Origin of the sequence: Ruminococcus sp. YE71 (assembly GCF_900119155.1) — a bacterium.
GTDB lineage: Bacteria > Bacillota > Clostridia > Oscillospirales > Ruminococcaceae > YE71.
Genome location: NZ_FPIR01000007.1, coordinates 137,095 through 157,440 on the forward strand (window position 1 = coordinate 137,095; position 20,346 = coordinate 157,440).

Annotated in this window: 12 protein-coding genes, 1 tRNA gene and 1 riboswitch; of the genes, 7 read left to right on the forward strand and 6 right to left on the reverse strand. The window is 49.5% G+C overall.

Annotated features, from left to right (window positions below; all coding sequences use genetic code 11):
• Positions 1-170 precede the first annotated feature (170 nt).
• From BT142_RS08590 to BT142_RS08600, 3 genes are all read right to left on the reverse strand, one after another.
• Entirely contained in the window at positions 171-1,412 is a 1,242-nt protein-coding gene (locus BT142_RS08590) for an HNH/ENDO VII family nuclease (RefSeq protein ID WP_072417788.1), read from the reverse strand.
• Positions 1,413-1,417: 5 nt separating this feature from the next.
• On the reverse strand, positions 1,418-3,325 hold the full coding sequence (locus BT142_RS08595; RefSeq protein ID WP_072417789.1) for a hypothetical protein: 1,908 nt from the start codon (positions 3,323-3,325) through the stop codon (positions 1,418-1,420).
• A 214-nt stretch (positions 3,326-3,539) separates the two neighbouring features.
• Positions 3,540-4,325, reverse strand: a complete 786-nt coding sequence (locus BT142_RS08600) for a helix-turn-helix domain-containing protein (protein ID WP_072417790.1) — start codon at positions 4,323-4,325, stop codon at positions 3,540-3,542.
• A 375-nt stretch (positions 4,326-4,700) separates the two neighbouring features.
• Between BT142_RS08600 and BT142_RS08605 the strand changes: the two genes are divergently transcribed.
• From BT142_RS08605 to BT142_RS08620, 4 genes are all read left to right on the forward strand, one after another.
• Complete coding sequence (locus BT142_RS08605; RefSeq protein WP_072417791.1) at positions 4,701-4,901, forward strand: hypothetical protein; 201 nt, start codon at positions 4,701-4,703, stop codon at positions 4,899-4,901.
• A gap of 46 nt (positions 4,902-4,947) precedes the next feature.
• Complete coding sequence (locus BT142_RS18695; protein ID WP_242871954.1) at positions 4,948-5,181, forward strand: helix-turn-helix domain-containing protein; 234 nt, start codon at positions 4,948-4,950, stop codon at positions 5,179-5,181.
• Between the two features lie 174 nt (positions 5,182-5,355).
• Positions 5,356-6,666, forward strand: a complete 1,311-nt coding sequence (locus BT142_RS08615) for a plasmid recombination protein (RefSeq protein WP_072417793.1) — start codon at positions 5,356-5,358, stop codon at positions 6,664-6,666.
• A gap of 125 nt (positions 6,667-6,791) precedes the next feature.
• The gene (locus BT142_RS08620) at positions 6,792-8,024 is read left to right on the forward strand and encodes a tyrosine-type recombinase/integrase (protein WP_072417794.1); all 1,233 of its coding nucleotides are present in this window, start codon (positions 6,792-6,794) and stop codon (positions 8,022-8,024) included.
• Between the two features lie 108 nt (positions 8,025-8,132).
• Here the strand turns inward: BT142_RS08620 and BT142_RS08625 are convergent.
• Positions 8,133-8,216 (reverse strand) — tRNA-Leu (locus BT142_RS08625).
• Positions 8,217-8,491: 275 nt separating this feature from the next.
• A riboswitch (cobalamin riboswitch) is annotated at positions 8,492-8,711 on the forward strand.
• Positions 8,712-8,867: 156 nt separating this feature from the next.
• Here BT142_RS08625 and BT142_RS08630 point away from each other — a divergent pair.
• From BT142_RS08630 to BT142_RS08640, 3 genes are all read left to right on the forward strand, one after another.
• Entirely contained in the window at positions 8,868-9,956 is a 1,089-nt protein-coding gene (locus BT142_RS08630) for a sirohydrochlorin cobaltochelatase (RefSeq protein ID WP_072417795.1), read from the forward strand.
• Between the two features lie 433 nt (positions 9,957-10,389).
• Positions 10,390-11,343, forward strand: coding sequence for a hypothetical protein (locus tag BT142_RS08635; protein ID WP_072417796.1), 954 nt, complete (start codon positions 10,390-10,392; stop codon positions 11,341-11,343).
• Positions 11,340-12,515 (forward strand): ABC transporter substrate-binding protein, encoded by a 1,176-nt coding sequence (locus BT142_RS08640; protein WP_072417797.1) that lies wholly within the window; start codon positions 11,340-11,342, stop codon positions 12,513-12,515. Before BT142_RS08635 ends, BT142_RS08640 begins: the two co-directional genes overlap by 4 nt.
• A 126-nt stretch (positions 12,516-12,641) precedes the next feature.
• Here the strand turns inward: BT142_RS08640 and rpoC are convergent, their stop codons facing one another.
• Positions 12,642-16,277, reverse strand: a complete 3,636-nt coding sequence (gene rpoC / locus BT142_RS08645) for a DNA-directed RNA polymerase subunit beta' (protein WP_072417798.1) — start codon at positions 16,275-16,277, stop codon at positions 12,642-12,644.
• Positions 16,278-16,365: 88 nt separating this feature from the next.
• Positions 16,366-20,241, reverse strand: a complete 3,876-nt coding sequence (rpoB, locus tag BT142_RS08650; protein WP_072417799.1) for a DNA-directed RNA polymerase subunit beta — start codon at positions 20,239-20,241, stop codon at positions 16,366-16,368.
• Positions 20,242-20,346 lie beyond the last annotated feature (105 nt).

Here is a 20,346-nt window from a genome sequence, read left to right on the forward strand (position 1 = left end):
CGCAGTTCATTTCTCCGTTCGTGATAACGGACAGATCCGGAAACTTGCAACGTATGTGATCCTTATGTTATTTGGTTCTTTATAGGTGTCTGGCATTTTTCATTACTCCTTTTGATTATAAAACCGGAGCTGTTGCAGCAACGCAACAGCCCCTTCTGCGTGTATAGTGATTATGCAGCTAAAATAACAGCCATATCCTTCCAGAAATCTGTCCGAATAGTATTGAACGCATTCCTATCGATTTCCGAGCCCTCGATCAGTTCATGCCATATACTATAACTATCTCCCAGACGATGTTCTTCCTGAGTAAGAATGGCAAGCGTTGAATCGTTCTTTTGTCCGATATGATGAAGCTCATACTTTACTCCGGTCGGATCAAAAGGAGCTTTTCCTTCAAGCATAAGCTGATAATTAGTCTTTCCACCTGCTTCTTTCGCTATAAAATCAAGATCAATATCCCTTATCAAAGCTGTTTTACCGTTAATCATTTTTGGTTTAAGACCAGCCTTTTGGCATATCTCAAATTGTTCCATACTGCTGAACTCCTTGATGACATCAAGAGGATACTTCGATTCTTTTTGGATAGCTGCCGCTTCGTTCATAGTAAGACCATTAAGTGTAGCACCTTTTAATGCGATCGCTTCACCAGCACCGCCTGCAACTGCACCTGCACAAGCACCCCACATAAAGCCTTCACTGCCTTTAAGAGCAGCCGCTTTAACAGCTTCGTCAAAATCATGTGTTTTAATTCCCTCGACCACTCCTGCTGAAACACCGCTTATTACTCCGGATGAAAGTGCAAATGTTGTGGCAGATTTTGCGGATGCGGCAAATATCATACTTACTGCCGGGGCTCCTACTCCGGCTGATACAACAGAAACAGTAACGCATATAAGTATAACTCCTGTTCCGACAGCAACATTACGAGCTACTTTTTCAAATGAATCATCGTATTCCTCATACGGCACTACAGCTGTCTGACCGGTTTCGTCGAGCGTGAAAATATATTTTTCTCCCTGAAACGCTTCATCAAGATCAGCAAGTGCATATCCGAAATATACATTCTTTTTAGAATTATATTCCACTTCTTCAAGATATTCCTTTGAAATATATACCGCTTCAACATTCTCGACAAAGTATTCATCGCTGTCAAGCTGATCCACAAGCTGAGAATAAACACTATCCTCAAAATATCTTTTCAGATCCTCGTCATCAAGCGAAGTAAATGCAAGATTCTCTACATATTCCTCAGAATAACAGTCTGCTGATAAACCAGGTATGCTCTCTTGTTTTTGCTCATTCATTTCTATCTGAGTGCTTTCTTTTGATGATTCTTCCGTTTTATTACCGGAAATTGAGCAGCCGGTAAGCAGCATAGCACTTGAAGTCAGTAATGCGATCAGCTTTTTCATAAGAATCACTCCTTATTATTCTTCCTTTTCTTTGAGGAGATAACAATTATCATAATAACAATAATCATTCCTCCGCCTGCTGCATAAGGAATATATCTCATTAAAGAAATCTGTTCAGAACCATCTTTATTCGGTTCACTCTTTACCGCTGGTTCAGCAGCAGATACTGCTTTTTCAGAAACAGATCTGCTCTCTGAACTTGAATCTTCAATGCTCTCCTCATGTACTGCCGGAATAACTATATCTCCATTGCTTTGTATCTCAGCGTGTTCCTCGTTGACAAGTCTGTTGAGTTCTTCAATCGAATATTCATATTCCTTTGTATTTTCATTATAGTGCTTTATATAGGCAGTCATTATAGAATTTGAACCTACATAGATCATTTTTTCTGTTTTAAGCTGATCGTTGAATCTGTTTACCGCTGTTACAGTATATATACCTTCATCAGAAAATTCCTCACCGTCAGTTGCTGATCTGTTAAAACGTGTGTCAGCAGTCATTCCCGTTGCACTGTCATTCAGCACTTCTTTCTTAATGGTGATCTTAGGATAGCTTGACATTGCCGTATCTATTCTGAAACCATTTTCGGTTATGTCCTTATTTTGCAGTTCATTACCTGAAACTGTATCAAATAAATAAACCATACAGTTACTATTTCTTATCCTGAAACTAAAAGCTGTTCTGTAATATGTGGTTGAATCAACAATCCCATCTTCGGTTATAGCGTAATCAAGATGTACCTCATAATCGCCCTCTTCAAAAAGCTGTATCGTGGTATCGGCAGACGGTGATGCCAGAGCTGCCAGATAATCCGAATACTGCATTATTGTAGATTTGTTTTCAGAATCTGTATGTTTGATAATAAGCTCTCCTCGCCCCATATTATGTGAAGTTATTTGAAAACCTTCATCAGAACCCTTTTCATCATTCTCAATTTTCAGATCTTTGTTTTTGTTCAGCTTCTCAATGTCATAATTTAGATAAAATGTCAGCTTGATCTTATCTCCAACAGATTTTAAGAATACATCATCACTGTCACCTATATCGGTATATCCACTCAGACAAAATTCACCAAGATCCCAGCCGTAATGAGGATCTTTGGCATCGACCTTTTCCGAACCGGAATAGTTATTCTTTTTGGTTTTACTTGTGTATTTCCCTTTTGGTCCGACTGCAAAATAATACTTTTCTCCCGTGACCTCATTATCGGTATCCTTGTAGCTTGCATAAAAACTATACACTTCTGCATATTTTTTATACTCGGTATCAGGCATCTTAGTACTTGTAATATCCGTTATATCAAATGACCCTTTATTTGCTTTTGCTGTCTTATATGCAACGATCACACGATAATAACAACCGTTTACAAGCTGAATATTGTTTATTGCCTTATTCTTTTTAAATGAATGATCTCCTGAAAGATCTGTTTTTACAAAAGCAGGATTCGTCACCCAACTTTTACCATCGAGAGATGTTTGAAGAAGAATAACGCCCTTACCTATTTTCTTATCGAGATCAATTTCCTTGTCATCAACAATTATTTTTTTACTGCTGTCTGATTCTAAATGCCATTTTGTATCAGCAGCATTAGCCAAATAATTATCGTACTTATAAGATAGCGAAAACAGACCTTCATCCTCTATCTCATAAGCTGTATATTTGTCTTTAGTATAAGTCTTGGAAATATCTCCGCTGATCGACAAAGATCCAAGCTCTGTAGCACCTTCAATTTTATTTGCTGGGATCTTAGTATCGATAGAATAGTCGCTCTTTTCACCGAATTCATAAAGATTTCCGTTAAGGTCATATATTATTTTCCCATCATCAGCCGCCAAAGGCATCGAAGGCACTATCATTGTAGCTATAATCGCAGCAACAAGAGTCATGCAAATGTGTTTTATTATTTTTTTCATAACATAGCTCCTTTTATAAAAAATTAGTAATTAATTATATTGTACCATGAATTTCACTTCTTGTCAACAATTTACAAAATAATATTGCCGATCGTTTTATTTTTATTATTATAGCACAAGAGATACCGCCGTTATAAAAATGGATTCCATTTCAGTATGCAAAGAAAATTACAATAATAAGTACTCTTCACATCAATTTGCATAATCAATGTGCTTAATCATCCCAAAAATAACTTTTTATTGTTTCCTGCATTTCTGTCTCACTCACCCCAATTCGCTCCATCATCATCCGAATTGCGTCATCTGGCGTTTCTATCTGCGCTGTTCCCGCCTTGACCATGTCAAGCACATCTATCATGTGTGCGGTCATATCGTTTGTATCTGAGATTATGGGCGGCACCTGCTCCTGCACCTTAGCATTATTATCAGCGTAAATATCACGCAAGATCTGATTGAAACGCTCTGTAATGCGATACCTCAAAAACTCGTCCTCATCGACCTTAGTTTCGTTGATGTAGTTCATAGCCTCACCGTAACCATCGGGTACACCTGCGCCCGTCGCATAATTCTCCACACCTCGCTGCACGACCGCGGTGAGGTTATTTATCGTATTGATCGACTTGGCTGCAAGCTGCTTGACGTAAATATCGATAGCATTTATGAGGTTGGTGAACTCGGCGTGCTCGATAAGCTGACTCAGAAGTTCGTTGTCCTGCCTTTTTGCGAGCAGGACTTCTATCGCTCTGTCGGACATCCCCAGCTCTTTCAGCTCTATGTTCTTCGTGATGCGGCTCTCAGTGAACCCAAGCAGATAGTCCGTCGGCACTTCAAAGAATTTGGCAAGGTCAACGATACGACTGTACCCGACATCACGTCCGAGATCGTTCTCCAGACCGTTCAGCACAGGCTCGGAAATGCCCGTTGCCTGCGCAAGCTGCTTTGTGGTCATGTGACGCTCAACACGCATATCCTTGATCTTCTCGCCCATAGTTAATTTCATCTGAACATCTCCTTTGTTAGCATTATTAAATCTATCTCTACTATAATTATATCACAAGTAATGTCCGCAATGTGGGACAATTAAAACTTTTCTTGATAGTATTATATCACATCAGTTATTCAGAATTTGCACAGCTGTTATTATCATCATTATTCCACATATGAAATTTCCAACTGCATTTCAAGAAAAAATTCGGATTTTGGAACATACCGCATGAGCCAATTTTATCTGCTATAATTAATAATGAAGGGTGGAGTAGCAATACTATCACACCTTATGAAGCAGTAAAACAGCCGCAGCCCTATCTTTCTTCGCTTTCCACTCAGCGTTAGGGTTCAGGGCTTGCAGCGCAAAAATGAAAGGGAGAGATGCAACATGGCAAAGGCAAACACGATCATCAGAGATGAACTGAAAGCAAGAGGTGTCCGTCACTGGGAACTGGCGCACGCGCTCAACGTATCGGAGCAGACACTCGTCCGCTGGCTGAGGTTTGAGCTTAACGAGGATAAGCAGCTCGATATGTTGGAGAAGATTGAGGAGATAGCAAAGCGAAGGGAGACCATTATTGACGATTAAACAAAAGAGAGAAATAATAGCGGCGGTGTCCGCATTGTTGGAAAAGATGATTTCAGTCGAGGATGATACCCCGACCATTACTGTGAGCAAGCCTGCGCTGCCGGAGATGCTGACCGTCAAAGAGTGCGCAGCGCTCGTAACGGGGCTGACGGAACACACTGTCCGAATGCTTGTCAAGCAAGGAAAGGTGAAATACATAAGGTGCGGGCAAGGTACTCGCGGGAAGATTCTCGTCAGCAAGGACAGTCTGCTGAAATATCTCGGCGCGGTGTGCGCATAAAATAATCGGGCAACGCCCGATACCGCAAGGGAGGGCGTAGCCCGACCAAAGGGGTGCAGAGGAACCGCTGCCGCAAAGGCTTTTGTCGCTCCCAAAAGGAGTGACAAAAGTATCTTTGCGTTAGTAGTGGCAGCCGATTTTCACAGAATCTTTGTCCCCCCCACGAAAGGAGAAATGATTATAAAAAGAAGTATCAGCGGACGTATCGACAAGGGCAGCATCGGGCACAACAACCGAGTGTTCATCACCTCGAATGTCGATAAGAGCCGCACACAAGAAAATATAACGCTGGTGCACGATGACATTCAAACGGTCTATCACGAATTATTTGACGAGGCTCTAAATAAGTACAATGCAAAGCAGAAGCGTAAAGACCGACGTATCAAAAACTACTACGAGCACATAAATCACAGCAAGCAAGAGAAGCCGTTCTATGAGCTGATATTCCAAATCGGCAACACGGAGGACACCCATTGCGGAACTCCCGAAGCTGTCCTCGCGACGAAAGCCCTGCGGCAGTTTGTCGAGGAATTTCAGGCGCGTAATCCGCATATCCGAGTGTTCAATGCCGTCATTCACTTGGACGAGGAAACGCCCCACGTCCACATAAACTTCATTCCGTTTGCCACAAATCAGACGAGGGGACTATCTACTCGAAACTCACTGTCGAAGGCTCTCGAACAGCAGGGCTTCAAAGGCGAGGGCAAGATGAATACTTGCACCAAGCAGTGGGTCGAGCATGAGAAGGAGATGCTTGCCGAGACCATGAAGGGATACGGTATCGAATGGGAACAGCTCGGGACACATGAGCAGCACCTTGATGTCCTTGATTACAAAAAGAAGATGAGAGCCCGTGAGATCGCGGTGCTTGAAAACAAAGTTGAGTGTACTCAGCATCAGCTGGAATCAACCGAGAGGGTTCTTCGTGATGCTGATAATGCTATTGATAGACTTGATAAGGAATTTGCGAGGAAGTCGGAAGCCGTCGAGCATCTAGATTCGGATATCAAGGATAAATCTGCGGAATTGGAGAACACCAACCAACAGCTTGCCGTCAATCAGCAGTTGTTGCTCGTGACCACAGAAAAAATCGCGCAAATCAACGACATTGACAGCATTAACATTAAACGCTCTATGCTCGGCGATAAGGTCACGCTTTCGGAGATGGACTACAACAGCATCGTTGAACTTGCAAAGAAAGAGTTGGCTGCCGAGCATGATTCGGCTGAAAAAGATGACGAGATATACCGACTGAACAAGATACTGCAAGCGCTGAATAAAGAAAAAGCCTTATGGACGGACGAGAGGTCGGCACTCCATAAGACGATTGACAAGCTAAGGGCGCAGGTGCGGGGGCTGACAGATCAGCTTTCTGCGCTCAAGGCGAAATATGATAGGGTCATGGAGTTTGTTGAGAAGTTCGACCTCAAGGAAAAGCTTGCCAACTTCTTGTACCCCATCAAAAACAGAAAGAAAACCCGATAGAACAAAGGCAGACCCCCATCAATACACAGAAATTTAACGCAATCACTGTATTGCTTTACCACGCGAAACGTGTTATAATGGAAGTGTAGAGATGTCAAAGGTCTGATTAAAGGAGGAATCAGACAATGGCAAACATTAGAAAAAGAGGAAATACATATCAGATTCGTGTCGGCTGCGGTTATAATGCGAAAGGCGAGCAGATCTCGCAGTCGATGACCTGGAGACCGCCTGCGGGCATGACCGAGAAACAGGCGGAGAAGGAAGTTCAGAAGCAGGCGATACTGTTCGAGGAAAAGTGCCTTCACGGTCAGGTGGTCACGAACGTCAAGTTCGAGGAATTCGCAGAACAGTGGTTCAAGGAATACGCGGAGCTCAACCTTCGCAGCACCTCGCTCGAAAGAATGAAGAACCTCACCAAGCGGGTGTATCCCGCAATCGGGCACATGAGGCTCGACAAGATCACGGCACGGCAGATCCAGCAGTTCATCAACGACCTCGCTGTGAACGGGAAGAATCTCCGAAGCGACAAGCCGCTGTCGCGCAAGACGGTCGTTCACCACCTCAGCTTCATCTCGGACGTGCTGGCGTATGCGGTCAAAATGGATATGCTCTCGGAGAACCCTTGCGCGAAGGTCAGCGTGCCAAAGGGTGAGAAAAAGGAGAAGGAGATCTACACGCTTGAGGAAGTCGAGCAGCTTTTCGTTCTCCTGGAAAAGGCTCCGATCAAGTACCGCACGTTCTTCACGCTTGCAATTTACAGCGGATTCCGCCGCGGTGAGCTGCTCGGCTTGGAGTGGAAGGACGTTGACTTTGATAATAACGTCATCAGCGTAAGGCGCACCAGCAATTACACGAAGGCTCGCGGCACCTATACCGACACTACGAAAACGAAGAAGTCGCAGAGGTCGCTCAAATTTCCACAGCTTGTGATGGACTTGCTCCGTGACTACAAGTCGGTGCAGGACAAGGAGCGCATCGCGATGGGGACGGCGTGGACGTACACCGACCGCCTGTTCGTGCAGGACTGTGGGCTGCCGATGAACAATAATACACCTTATATATGGTTCAAACGGTTTTGTGAGGCGAACGACTTCCGCTTCTGCGACATACACTCCCTGCGTCATTTTTATGCCAGCTCGCTCATCAACGAGGGCGTGGACGCGGCTGCGGTGTCGAGCGCGTTAGGACACAGCGTTATCGGAACGACGACTACCATTTATTGTCATACGTTCCAGCAGGCGCAGGCAAGAGCAGGTGACGCGATAGCGAACGTTCTCGACTTCTCCAAAAAGAAGAAGCCCGAACCCGACCCGACCGAACCGCCCAAGATTACAATGAAAAAGACGCAGGCAGGCTAAAAGCTGCACGAAGTTACAACAATGGACAAGTGATGGACAAACGCGGTTTCCGGGCAAAACAAAAAGCTCTGAAACAACGCTATAACGTCATTTCAGAGCCTTAATGTTTGGTGCGGCAAATGGGACTTGAACCCATACGTCAAAGACACACGCCCCTCAAACGTGCCTGTCTGCCTATTCCAGCACTGCCGCATATTCTGTTGTTGTCGTTCAGGTTTTTGTCTTGTCCCTTGCGACTTTAATATTATATCACTTTGAAAAGCGTTTGTCAATAGGTTTTTCGGGAAAAATTTATTGTTTACAAAATGTTTATATTTTACCCCAAAAGCCCTTCCGACGCGTGCCGCACAGTGTGTAAACTGTCGCAAAATACGCAAAAATCACAAAAAATTTGTTTATAAGGTTAAACTTTGCGGAATTGCTTGCAATTTTGGTCGGAGTGTGCTATAATACAAGTGTTCATGAACATAAAATCAAAAGCAGACGGTGCCTTCGGTCGCTCGTTCGGGCGGCGGAGAAGGGTAAAAGGGAATCGGGTGAAAGTCCCGAGCGATCTCGTCACCGTGAGCGCGGAGCTGTGCGCCGTTTCGCAGGGGAGACCCCGCGGAGTCACTGAGAAATCGGGAAGGCAGACGCATGGGCGTTGAAGCGTGAGTCGGGAAACCTGCCGTTGCTGCTGGTACAGAGCCGTTCGGCTCAGGTCACGAGGCATTGATCGTACCGTTATCAGACCCCTTGCCGAAAATCCGGCAGTGCTGAGGGGTTTGTTTGCGTTGCCTTCATTCCGTGAGAATGGGGGCTTTTTTGACGACCGTGCCTATCAGAAAGGATAGGTAATAAGAAATGAAAAAAGTTATCGCTATGTTCGCTGCACTCACCGTTGCAGCTATGGCATTCACATCATGCGGAAACAGCTCCGATTCCGACTCGGATTCGTCCGAAGCGACCACTACTACTGCCGCTTCCGCTGCTGACACCTCTTCCGAAGAGGAGAGCACAGAAGACACCGCATCGAGCGAGGCTGACGCTTCTTCCGCTGAGGAAAGCGCTGCCGAGAGCACGGCTGAGTCTGAGGCTGACGATGAGGAAAATTACAACACAGGCGACGCATCCCTTGATAATGTCCGCAATCAGGACGAGATCGGCGAGTCCGAACTGCTGGTCATCAGCTTCGGTACCAGCTTCAATGACAGCCGCCGTATGACTATCGGCGCTATCGAGGACGCCCTCGAAGCTGCATTCCCCGACTACTCGGTACGCCGCGGATTCACCGCAAATATCGTTATCGACCACGTTAACAAGCGCGACGGCGTCCTCATCGACGACGTTAAGGCAGCCCTCGACAGAGCTGTTTCCAACGGCGTAAAGACCCTCGTGGTTCAGCCGACTCACCTTATGAACGGTCTTGAGTACAACGACGTTGTCAGCGAGATCGCACAGTATGCCGACGCTTTCGATAAGATCGCTATCGGTCAGCCGCTCCTGACTTCCGATGAGGACTTCAAGGCTGTCGAGAAGGCTATCACCGACTGGACTTCCGAGTATGACGACGGCAAGACCGCTATCGTGTTCATGGGTCACGGCACCGAGGCTGAGTCCAACGGCGTTTACGCTAAGATGCAGGAACTCCTGACCGCTGACGGCTTCAAGAATTACTTCGTAGGTACTGTTGAGGCTACTCCTTCGCTCGAAGATGTAGTTGCGGCTGTTAAGGCAGGCGGCTATGAGCGCGTAGTGCTCGAACCTCTGATGGTGGTTGCAGGCGACCACGCTAACAACGATATGGCCGGCGACGAGGACGACTCCTGGAAGAAGACTTTCGAGGCTGAGGGCTTCAAGGTAGAGTGCCTGCTCCGCGGTCTCGGCGAGAACGAGGATATCCGCAAGCTCTACGTGGCTCACGCTCAGGCAGCTATCGACTCGCTGAAATAATGAATATAAACTAACTTCTCTATTCTGTTTGTATGGCGGAGGATCACTCCTCCGCCTTTACAAATATCACCTCCCGATATGTATTGCTGTAAAAGATAATTTATCCTACAGAGTGCAGAACTCACTGGGGAAAACCTTTCTGAAGAAAGGTTCTTCCCCAGACCCCTTTCCAAAGACTTTTAATATTTTTTGGCAGGGTGTATCTTTCTACGAAAAACAGCACAAAACATTAAGTTTTGCAGTTCTTTCAAAAAGAGATACCCCCTGCCAAAAAAATCAGAAGTTTTAGTGAGGGGGTTTGGGGGAAGACCCTTTTTCAAAAGGGTCTCCCCCAATAAGCTCCGCACTCTGTAGAATAAATCATCTATTGCGGCAGTACACAGCGGGGCGGGTGATATTGGTGCACCATATTTGATGAAAAGGAAGGTCTGTTATGAAAAAGAGAAATGCTGTTATTGCGCTTCTGGCGCTTCTGATGCTCGCGGGATGCGGCTCGGGGAATGAGAGCTCCTCTGCTGAGACTACCACCACAACAACTACCACCACTGCCGCCGCTTCGGCTGACGAGTCAGTGGAGTCGGAGGACGCTTCATCCGAGGACGCTTCCTCGGATGACACTTCATCCGAGGAAAAAGTCCTTGCTCCTCAGGAAGAGGTCGGCTACGAGGGCATGACCCCCGTCACCGCTGACCAGCTCAAGGACGGCGTTTACCACATCGCCGTTGACTCCAGCTCCTCCATGTTCAAGATAAACGACTGCGAGCTCACCGTTGCCGACGGCAAGATGACCGCTAAGCTCTACATGAACGGCACGGGCTACGAGTACCTCTTCATGGGTACCGAGGAAGAGGCGCAGGCTTCCGCCGAGGCTGACCGCATCCCCTACGTCGAGGAAGGCGAAGTCCACACCTTCACCGTGCCCGTTGAGGCTCTCGACAAGGAGATAAACTGCGCCGCATTCAGCAAGCGCAAGGAGACATGGTACGGCAGAGTGCTTGTTTTCCGCGCTGATTCCCTCTCCGCCGATTCCTTCGCGGAAGGCGCGAGCAGCGTCATCACCCCCGAAGCCGCAGGCCTTAAAGAGGGCGAGTATGAGATCAACGTCACCCTTGAAGGCGGCTCGGGCAAGGCGACCGTCGCTTCCCCCTGCAAGGTGACCGTAGGCGCTGACGGCTCCATTACCGCTCACATCGTCTGGTCGAGCGACAAGTACGACTACATGATCGTTGACGGCGAAAAGTATCTCCCCGTCACCACCGAAGGCGGCTCGACATTCGACATCCCCGTCCTCGGCTTCAACTACAAGATGCCTGTCAAGGCTGATACCACCGCCATGAGCACCGCCCACGAGATCGACTATACCCTTTTCTTTGAACTTGATGTATGATAACTCATAAAGCCCTCTCTCTGCTGACAGCCGTCAGCATACTGCTCTTCACCGCCTGCGCACAGCCTGCGAAAAACGCAAAGACTGCCCCAAGCTCTGAGACATCCGTTCCCGAACCGCCCCCGACCCTTACGGTCACGGGCGAGATGGAGCTTTCCTACGCGAAGATGTTCTCGGTCAGGCACTGCGACGGCGGTTACGAACTCATAAACATCGGCGATGACAGCTACCTGCTCGTCCCCGAAAACGCCGACACCCCTCCCGATTCCTCCGAATATACCGTCATCCGTCAGCCGCTCGACAACATCTACCTTGCGGCGTCCTCCGCGATGGATCTGTTCATCGCCATCGACGGGCTCGGCAGTATCGGCATGACCTCCACCGAAGTGGACGACTGGTCGCTGCCGAAGGTGGTCAACGCCATCGCCGACGAGGACATCTGCTACGTCGGCAAATACAGCGCCCCCGACTACGAGTTCCTGACTTCGGAACGGTGCCCCCTCGCCATCGAATCGACGATGATATACCACACCCCCGAAGTCCGCGAACAGCTCGAAGCGCTGGGCATCCCCGTGATGGTGGAGCGTTCGAGCTACGAGACGCATCCGCTGGGGCGCATGGAGTGGATAAAGCTGTACGGTCTGCTGACGGGAAAGTACGCGGCGGCGGAGCAGTTTTTCAACGAGAAGGCTGAGATCTTCAACAGCATGGAGCTGACCGACCTGCCGCAAGAGGAACGTCAGACTGCGGCGTTTTTCTACGTCAGTCCGAACGGCTATGTGAACATCCGCAAGCCGGGGGACTACATCTCGCAGATGATCGAGCTGGCAGGGGGTAAGTATCTTTTCACCGCCGCCGATCTGGAAGTCAGCGAAAACGCGCTTTCGACGATGAATATCCAGCTTGAGGTGTTTTACGAGAAGGCGAAGGATGCGGATGTGCTGATCTACAACAGCACGACGACGGGCGAGCTGGAGACGCTTGATGAGTTAAAGGCGTTAAGTCCTGTTTTTGCCGAGATGAAGGCAGTGAAGAACGGGAATGTCTGGTGTACGAACAAGAATATGTTCCAGCAGACGACCTGTGCCGCTGAGATGACGAAAGATCTGAATCTGATATTCACAGGCAAAACGGAAGAGACCACCCCCACCTACCTGCATAAACTGAAATAAGAGCCGCGATGCGGCTCTTTTTTTGCCCAAAACCCACACAACACAAAAAACCGCACAGCCTAAACAAAAGACTGTGCGGTATTGTTCGCTATTCTATTGTACTATTATAATACAAGAGCTGCGAGATCATACTAACGAGAACGGATCGCTGACACTGTTAGCCGAGTGAGTCTCATTCTTGATAACCTCGACACTGTTGTAAACGTCCATACCTGTACCCGCAGGGATCAGCTTACCGATAATAACGTTCTCTTTAAGACCAACGAGGTGGTCGGTCTTGCCCTTGATAGCCGCGTCGGTAAGAGCCTTTGTGGTCTCCTGGAAGGATGCAGCCGACAGGAAGGAGTCGGAGTAGCTGGAAGCCTTTGTGATACCCTGGATAACAGGAACAGTGGTGATGAGACGAGCGTTGATGTCGCCTGCGTCGATCTGCTTCTGGATCTCCTCGTTGATGGTGTTGATCTCGGTCTTTTCTACGAGACTGCCCGGGAGCAGATAGCTCGAACCGCTGTCGTCGATCTTGACCTTCTTCATCATCTGACGAACGATAACTTCGATGTGCTTGTCGTTGATATCAACACCCTGCGAACGGTAAACCTTCTGAACTTCGGTGATGATGTAGTTCTGAACATCCTCAACACCGTTAACAGCAAGGATATCCGACGGGTTGATGGAACCCTCGGTAAGAGGCTGACCCTTCAGGACGAAAGCACCCTCAACAACGTTGGGCTTGAGCTTGTAGCCGTAGGGGATAGGATAGCTCTCCTGAGCAGGATTGTCGAGGTCTTCGCTGGTCACGATAACGTGGCGCATCTTCTTCTCCTCGGTGATGCGGACAGTACCGTCGATGCGGGTAATGATAGCCGCACCCTTCGGACGTCTGCTCTCGAAAAGTTCCTCGACACGGGGAAGACCCTGTGTGATATCTTCTGCCGATGCGATACCGCCCGTATGGAAGGTACGCATGGTAAGCTGTGTACCGGGCTCACCGATGGACTGCGCGGAGATAACGCCGACAGCCTCACCGACTCTTACGACCTTGCCGTTAGCAAGGTTAGCGCCGTAGCACTTAGCACAAACACCGTTCTTTGCGTTGCAGGCAAGTACCGAACGGATCTTTATCTTCTCTCTGCCCGTAGCATTCATGATGGAGACAACTCTCTCCGCCTCGTGCTCGGTCATGAGTCTGTTTCTCGAAACAGCGACCTCGCCGCTCTTGGGATCCTTCAGATCCTCAACAAGGTATCTGCCCACAAGTCTCTCGGTCAGAGGCTCGATCATTTCCTTGTCAGCCCTGATCTCGAATACGTCGATACCGTTGGTGGTGCCGCAGTCTTCCTGACGGATGATAACATCCTGCGATACGTCAACGAGTCGTCTGGTCAGGTAACCCGAGTCAGCGGTACGAAGAGCGGTATCAGCCAGACCCTTACGTGCGCCTCGCGAGGAGATGAAGTACTCCAGAATGGTAAGACCTTCACGGTAGTTAGCTCTGATAGGAAGCTCGATAGTGGAACCCGAGGTGTTCGCGATAAGTCCGCGCATACCTGCCAGCTGTCTGATCTGGTTGATAGAACCACGAGCTCCCGAGTCCGCCATCATGTTGATGGGGTTGTAGGGGTCGAGACCGCGCTTCAGGGCGTCGGTAACTTCGTTTGTAGCCTTGTTCCAGATCGCGATGAACTGCTTCGACCTCTCCTCACGGGAGATCATACCGCGCTTGAACCATACGTCCACCTTGGCGATCTCGGAATCTGCGTGAGCAAGGATATCCTTCTTCTCCTCAGGGATGGTAGCGTCGCAGACCGCAACGGTGATAGCAGCCTTGGTGGAGTACTTGTAGCCGAGAGCCTTGATGTTATCAAGAACTTCGGAGGTGTGAGTAGTACCGTGCTGCTGGATGCAGCGCTCAACGATGGTCGAGAGCTGACCCTTCTTAACAAGGAAGCTGATCTCAAGATCGAACTGCTTGTCGGAGTTGGTCCTGTCAACAAAGCCGAGATCCTGAGGGATGATGCTGTTGAAAATGAGCCTGCCGACAGTAGCGTCCACGATCTTGGATACCTGTCTGTCGCCCAGCTGCTTGGTGATGCGGACCTTGATAGCTGCGTGCAGCGAAACGTCGCCGTTGTTGTAAGCCATCAGAGCCTCGTTCACATCGCGGAACACCTTGCCCTCGCCGAGCTCGCCGTCCTTCTGGAGGGTGAGGTAGTAGGAACCCAGTACCATATCCTGAGTAGGAACAGCAACAGGGCGTCCGTCGGAAGGTTTGAGCAGGTTGTTGGCTGCGAGCATGAGGAAGCGAGCCTCAGCCTGAGCCTCGGGCGAGATAGGCAGATGCACCGCCATCTGGTCGCCGTCGAAGTCCGCGTTATAAGCCGTACATACCAGAGGATGCAGCTTGATAGCTCTGCCCTCTACGAGTATCGGCTCGAATGCCTGGATACCGAGTCTGTGAAGTGTAGGCGCACGGTTGAGCAGTACGGGGTGTCCCTGAATTACGTTTTCGAGGGCGTCCCATACGATAGGTTCAACTCTTTCGATAGCGTTCTTTGCGCCGTTGATGTTGAGCTGCTGACCGTTGCCGCCGTTCTTTGTGATATCAACGAGTCTCTTGATAACGAAGGGCTTGAACAGCTCAAGAGCCATTTCCTTCGGCAGACCGCACTGATACATTTTCAGCTCAGGGCCGACAACGATAACCGAACGTCCCGAGTAGTCAACACGCTTACCGAGAAGGTTCTGACGGAAACGTCCCTGCTTACCTTTGAGCATATCCGACAGGGACTTGAACGCTCTGTTGTTCGGGCCCGTAACAGGTCTGCCGTGTCTGCCGTTGTCGATAAGAGCGTCAACAGCTTCCTGGAGCATTCTCTTCTCGTTGCGGATGATGATCTCGGGAGCTTCAAGCTCGAGCATCCTTTTAAGTCTGTTGTTTCTGTTGATAACGCGTCTGTAGAGATCGTTCAGATCGGAAGTCGCGTATCTGCCGCCGTCCAGCATGACCATAGGTCTCAGGTCGGGCGGGATAACAGGCAGCGCTTCGAGTATCATCCACGAAGGCTCCTGATTCGATTTGATGAACGCCTCAACTACTTCAAGTCTCTTGAGCAGCTTGATGCGCTTCTGACCGGGAGCGAGTCCGTCCAGTTCTTCCTTCAGCTCTCTGGAGAGTCTGTAAAGGTTAAATTCCTTAGTCTCGTCAAGGCTTGCGTATCTTTCGAGGAGTGCCTTGATAGCCTCGGCACCCATACCTACCTCGAAGTCGCTTGCCTCGTACTTAACGAGCAGCTCCTGATACTGGGATTCGCTCAGCAGCTCCTTAGCCTCAAGGCTGGTGTTGCCGCCGTCGATAACGATATACTTGGTGAAGTACAGGACTTCTTCAAGTCTCTTCTGGCTTATGTCAAGTATCTGACCAATTCTCGAAGGTGTGCCCTTGAAGTACCAGATATGCGAAACGGGAGCAGCAAGCTCGATGTGTCCCATTCTCTCACGTCTTACGTCCTTCTTTGCGATAACAACGCCGCAGCGCTCGCAGACCTTGCCCTTCTGGTACTTCTGCTGCTTGTACTTTCCGCAGTGGCAGGTCCAGTCCTTGGTCGGTCCGAAGATACGCTCGCAGTAAAGGCCGTCTCTTTCGGGCTTCTGCGTGCGGTAGTTTATGGTCTCGGGGCGGGTGACCTCGCCGAAAGACCATTCTCTGATCTTATCAGGTGAAGCAAGCGAGATCTTTATAGATTCAAAAACGTTAGATTCCAAATTCGTACCCTCTTCCTCTGTTGTTTCTGTATTGAAGTGAGGTCAGTACGGAGCCTGTATGCTCCGCACCCAGATCTCACGGCGTCGGTCAATAGTCCTCGTTGTCAAAGTCACTCGGACCGCCTGTGTACTCATCGTTGATGAGGTTCTCGTCATCCTCGGTGCTGTAAACGACCTCGGTCTCCTCATCGGGAGAGCCTACCTCGTGCAGACCGAGGGAATCCATCTCATCCTCGTCGAACGAATTGAATACGTCGGGGTTCATATCGGGACCTCTGTATTCCTGCTCGTCGCTCATGCTGGTCTGCATCAGTTCGAGGGTCCTGCCCTCGCTGTCGGATATCTCAAGGTCGAGACCCAGCGACTGGAGCTCCTTGACAAGTACCTTGAATGCCTCGGGGATACCGGGCTTCGGGATATTCTGACCATCGCTGATAGCGTGGTAGGTCTTGTCTCTTCCGTCCTTATCATCCGACTTGACGGTGAGTATTTCCTGAAGGGTGTAAGCAGCACCGTAAGCCTCCAGTGCCCAAACCTCCATCTCACCGAAACGCTGTCCGCCGAACTGTGCCTTACCGCCGAGAGGCTGCTGAGTTACCAGTGCATACGGACCTGTCGATCTTGCGTGTATCTTATCGTCAACGAGGTGGTGGAGCTTGAGGTAGTACATATAGCCGACCGTTACCTTGTTGTCGAACTTTTCACCTGTTCTGCCGTCGTACAGAGTGAACTTGCCGTCCTCGTGCATACTGATGGCATTCGGGTTGATGACGTCGCTCATGGGGTGGATCTCGAACTTATCGGTATTGCCTCTGTTTTCGAGGTAGTTCTCCTGAGCGGCTCTGAAGCAGGCTCTGATGTCCTCTTCGTGTGCGCCGTCGAATACGGGGGTCATGATCTTCCAGCCAAGTGCCTTTGCAGCCATACCAAGATGTACTTCGAGCACCTGACCGATATTCATACGCGAAGGAACGCCGAGGGGGTTCAGCACGATGTCAAGGGGAGTACCATCCTCAAGGAACGGCATATCTTCGGGAGGAAGTATTCTCGAAACAACACCCTTGTTACCGTGACGGCCCGCCATCTTATCGCCGACCGAGATCTTTCTCTTCTGAGCGATGTAGCAGCGCACCAGCATATTGACTCCGGGCGACAGCTCTTCGCAGTTTTCCTTAGTGAACACCTTAACGTCGATGATCGTACCCGACTCACCGTGAGGAACCTTCAGGGAGTTGTCGCGGACATCTCTTTCCTTGTCGCCGAAGATAGCTCTGAGCAGTCTCTGTTCGGGGCAAACCTCGGTCTCGCCCTTAGGCGTTACCTTACCTACAAGGATATCGCCGGGTCTTACGTCCGCACCGATGCGGATGATACCGTTCTCGTCAAGGTTTGCAAGATACTCGTCCTTGACCTGGGGGATATCTCTTGTGATCTCCTCGGGTCCGAGCTTGGTGTCTCTTGCTTCTATCTCGTACTCCTCGATGTGGATAGAGGTGTACTTGTCCTGTCTTACGAGGTTTTCGTTAAGAAGTACAGCGTCCTCGTAGTTGTAGCCTTCCCAGGTCATGAAGCCGATGAGGGCGTTCTTACCCAGCGAGAGCTCGCCGTTGGAGGTCGCAGGACCGTCACCGATGATCTGGTGAGCCTCGATGCGCTCGCCCTTGTCAACGATAGGTCTCTGGTTGGTGCAGGTACCCGCATTGGAGCGCTTGAACTTGATGAGCTCATAGGTACGCAGATTGCCGTCATCCTCACGAACGACTATCTTGTCTGCGTCAACGCTCTCTACGACGCCTGCCTTTTCGGAAACGACTGCAACGCCCGAGTCGAGGCAGGTCTTGTATTCCATACCTGTACCTACGATAGGCGATTCGGTCTTGAGCAGCGGCACAGCCTGCCTCTGCATGTTCGCGCCCATGAGAGCACGGTTCGCGTCATCGTTCTCAAGGAAGGGGATGCACGCGGTAGCGACGGAAACGACCATCTTAGGCGAGATATCCATGAAGTCGATATGCTCGTTGTCTATCTCAAGGATCTGGTCTCTGTATCTGCCGTTAACTTTCTTTCTTGCAAACTTGTTGTCCTCGGTAAGGGGCTCGTTCGCCTGAGCGATCATGTAGTTATCCTCAACGTCGGCAGTCATGTAAACTACCTCGTCGGTAACTACGCCCGTCTCCTTGTCAACTCTTCTGTAGGGAGCCTCGATGAAGCCGTACTCATTTATTCTTGCGAAGGATGCGAGGTACGAGATAAGTCCGATGTTAGGACCTTCAGGAGTCTCGATAGGGCACATTCTTCCGTAGTGTGTATAGTGAACGTCGCGGACCTCGAATCCTGCGCGGTCTCTCGAAAGACCTCCGGGTCCCAGTGCGGAGAGTCTTCTCTTGTGAGTAAGCTCAGCGAGGGGGTTGTTCTGGTCCATGAACTGCGACAGAGGAGAACTTCCGAAGAACTCCTTGATAGCCGCAGAGATAGGTCTGATATTGATAAGATCTCTCGGGGTGAGTATCTCCGCATCCTGAGACTGAACGTTCATTCTCTCGCGGATAACTCTCTCCATTCTGGTGAAGCCGATGCGGAACTGGTTCTGGAGCAGCTCACCCACCGAGCGGATACGTCTGTTGCCGAGGTGGTCGATATCGTCAACGGTACCAACGCCCTCGCAGAGGTTGAGGAAGTAGGAGATAGTAGCGATGATATCGTCGAGGATGATGTGCTTGGGAACGAGTTCGTTCATGCGTGCCTGCACCTGCTCGATGACCTCATCCTCGGTCTCGCAGGAGTCGAGGATCTCCTTGAGGATCGGGAAGTACACCTTCTCGCTGACGCCGATGCTCTTGGGATCCCTGGTGATATATTCGGAGATATCCACCATACCGCTGCCGATGATCTTTACCTCGCGCTCGACCATTCTGGAGTTGGTCTCGCCCGTCTCTTCGGAAACGTAGTATTCCTTAGCCTCGGTAGTAACGAAGGCTTCCATAACGCCCGCGTTCTCGATATTGTAAGCCTGTTCGTAGCGAAGTGTCTGACCCGGTTCAGCCAGCAGCTCACCTGTTACGGGGCTGATGATCGGTCTCGAAACGGTGTGACCCGCAAGTCTCGAAGCGATACCGAGTTTCTTGTTGTACTTATAGCGTCCGAAACGGCAGAGGTCATATCTCTTGTCGTCGAAGAACAGATTATGCAGCAGGGTCTGAGCGCTCTCAACTGTAGGCGGCTCACCGGGGCGGAGCTTTCTGTACACTTCAAGAAGAGCCTCTTCCTTGTTAGCGGTGGGGTCTTTCTGGAGTATAGTCTGATTCAGTCTCTCGTCAACGCCGAATCTGTCGGTGATCTCTTCATTGGTACCGATACCGAGCGCACGGATGAAGGTAGTGATCGGTATCTTTCTGTTCTTATCGATGCGGACATAGACAACGTCATTGGAGTCCATCTCATACTCAAGCCAAGCACCTCTGTTCGGGATGATGGTAGAGTTGAACAGGTCCTTACCTGTCTTATCCTTATCGAAGTTGAAATAAACGCCGGGCGAACGAACGAGCTGTGATACTATTACACGCTCCGCGCCGTTGATAACGAAAGTACCGCTCTCGGTCATCTTCGGCAGGTCGCCCATGTATACCTCTGACTCCTTCACTTCGCCCGTCTCGTTATTTCTGAGGCGTGCCTTTACGTGAAGTCTCGAGGAATAAGTAGCGTCGCGCTCCTTGCATTCCGCGATGGTATATTTCGGGGTGGGGTCGATTCGGTAATCGACGAATGAAAGTTCAAGGTTGCCGTTGTAGTCGGTAATCGCTGCTACCTCCTCAAAGACCTCCTTCAGACCCTCCTCGATAAACCACTTGTACGAGTTTTTCTGCACCTCGATGAGGTTAGGCATTTCCTGTACCTCACGGATCTTGGCAAAGCTCTTTCGGGTATTCTTACCCAGTCTGACGTCTTTTACATTGACATTCACCATGTGCGCTGATCACTCCTTAGTAAGATGTAGATACATTATTTTTTCCTCGAAATCCGAGCCGTTTCTGCGGTACAAAAGGGCAGGGGATTCGATTATGATACATTA

Bases quoted from the DNA above. Each gene is read 5' to 3' on its own strand.
- BT142_RS08590 (WP_072417788.1), bottom strand. From the start codon at position 1,412: ATGAAAAAGCTGATCGCATTACTGACTTCAAGTGCTATGCTGCTTACC.
- BT142_RS08595 (WP_072417789.1), bottom strand. From the start codon at position 3,325: ATGAAAAAAATAATAAAACACATTTGCATGACTCTTGTTGCTGCGATT.
- BT142_RS08600 (WP_072417790.1), bottom strand. From the start codon at position 4,325: ATGAAATTAACTATGGGCGAGAAGATCAAGGATATGCGTGTTGAGCGT.
- BT142_RS08605 (WP_072417791.1), top strand. From the start codon at position 4,701: ATGGCAAAGGCAAACACGATCATCAGAGATGAACTGAAAGCAAGAGGT.
- BT142_RS18695 (WP_242871954.1), top strand. From the start codon at position 4,948: ATGATTTCAGTCGAGGATGATACCCCGACCATTACTGTGAGCAAGCCT.
- BT142_RS08615 (WP_072417793.1), top strand. From the start codon at position 5,356: ATGATTATAAAAAGAAGTATCAGCGGACGTATCGACAAGGGCAGCATC.
- BT142_RS08620 (WP_072417794.1), top strand. From the start codon at position 6,792: ATGGCAAACATTAGAAAAAGAGGAAATACATATCAGATTCGTGTCGGC.
- BT142_RS08630 (WP_072417795.1), top strand. From the start codon at position 8,868: ATGAAAAAAGTTATCGCTATGTTCGCTGCACTCACCGTTGCAGCTATG.
- BT142_RS08635 (WP_072417796.1), top strand. From the start codon at position 10,390: ATGAAAAAGAGAAATGCTGTTATTGCGCTTCTGGCGCTTCTGATGCTC.
- BT142_RS08640 (WP_072417797.1), top strand. From the start codon at position 11,340: ATGATAACTCATAAAGCCCTCTCTCTGCTGACAGCCGTCAGCATACTG.
- rpoB (WP_072417799.1), bottom strand. From the start codon at position 20,241: ATGGTGAATGTCAATGTAAAAGACGTCAGACTGGGTAAGAATACCCGA.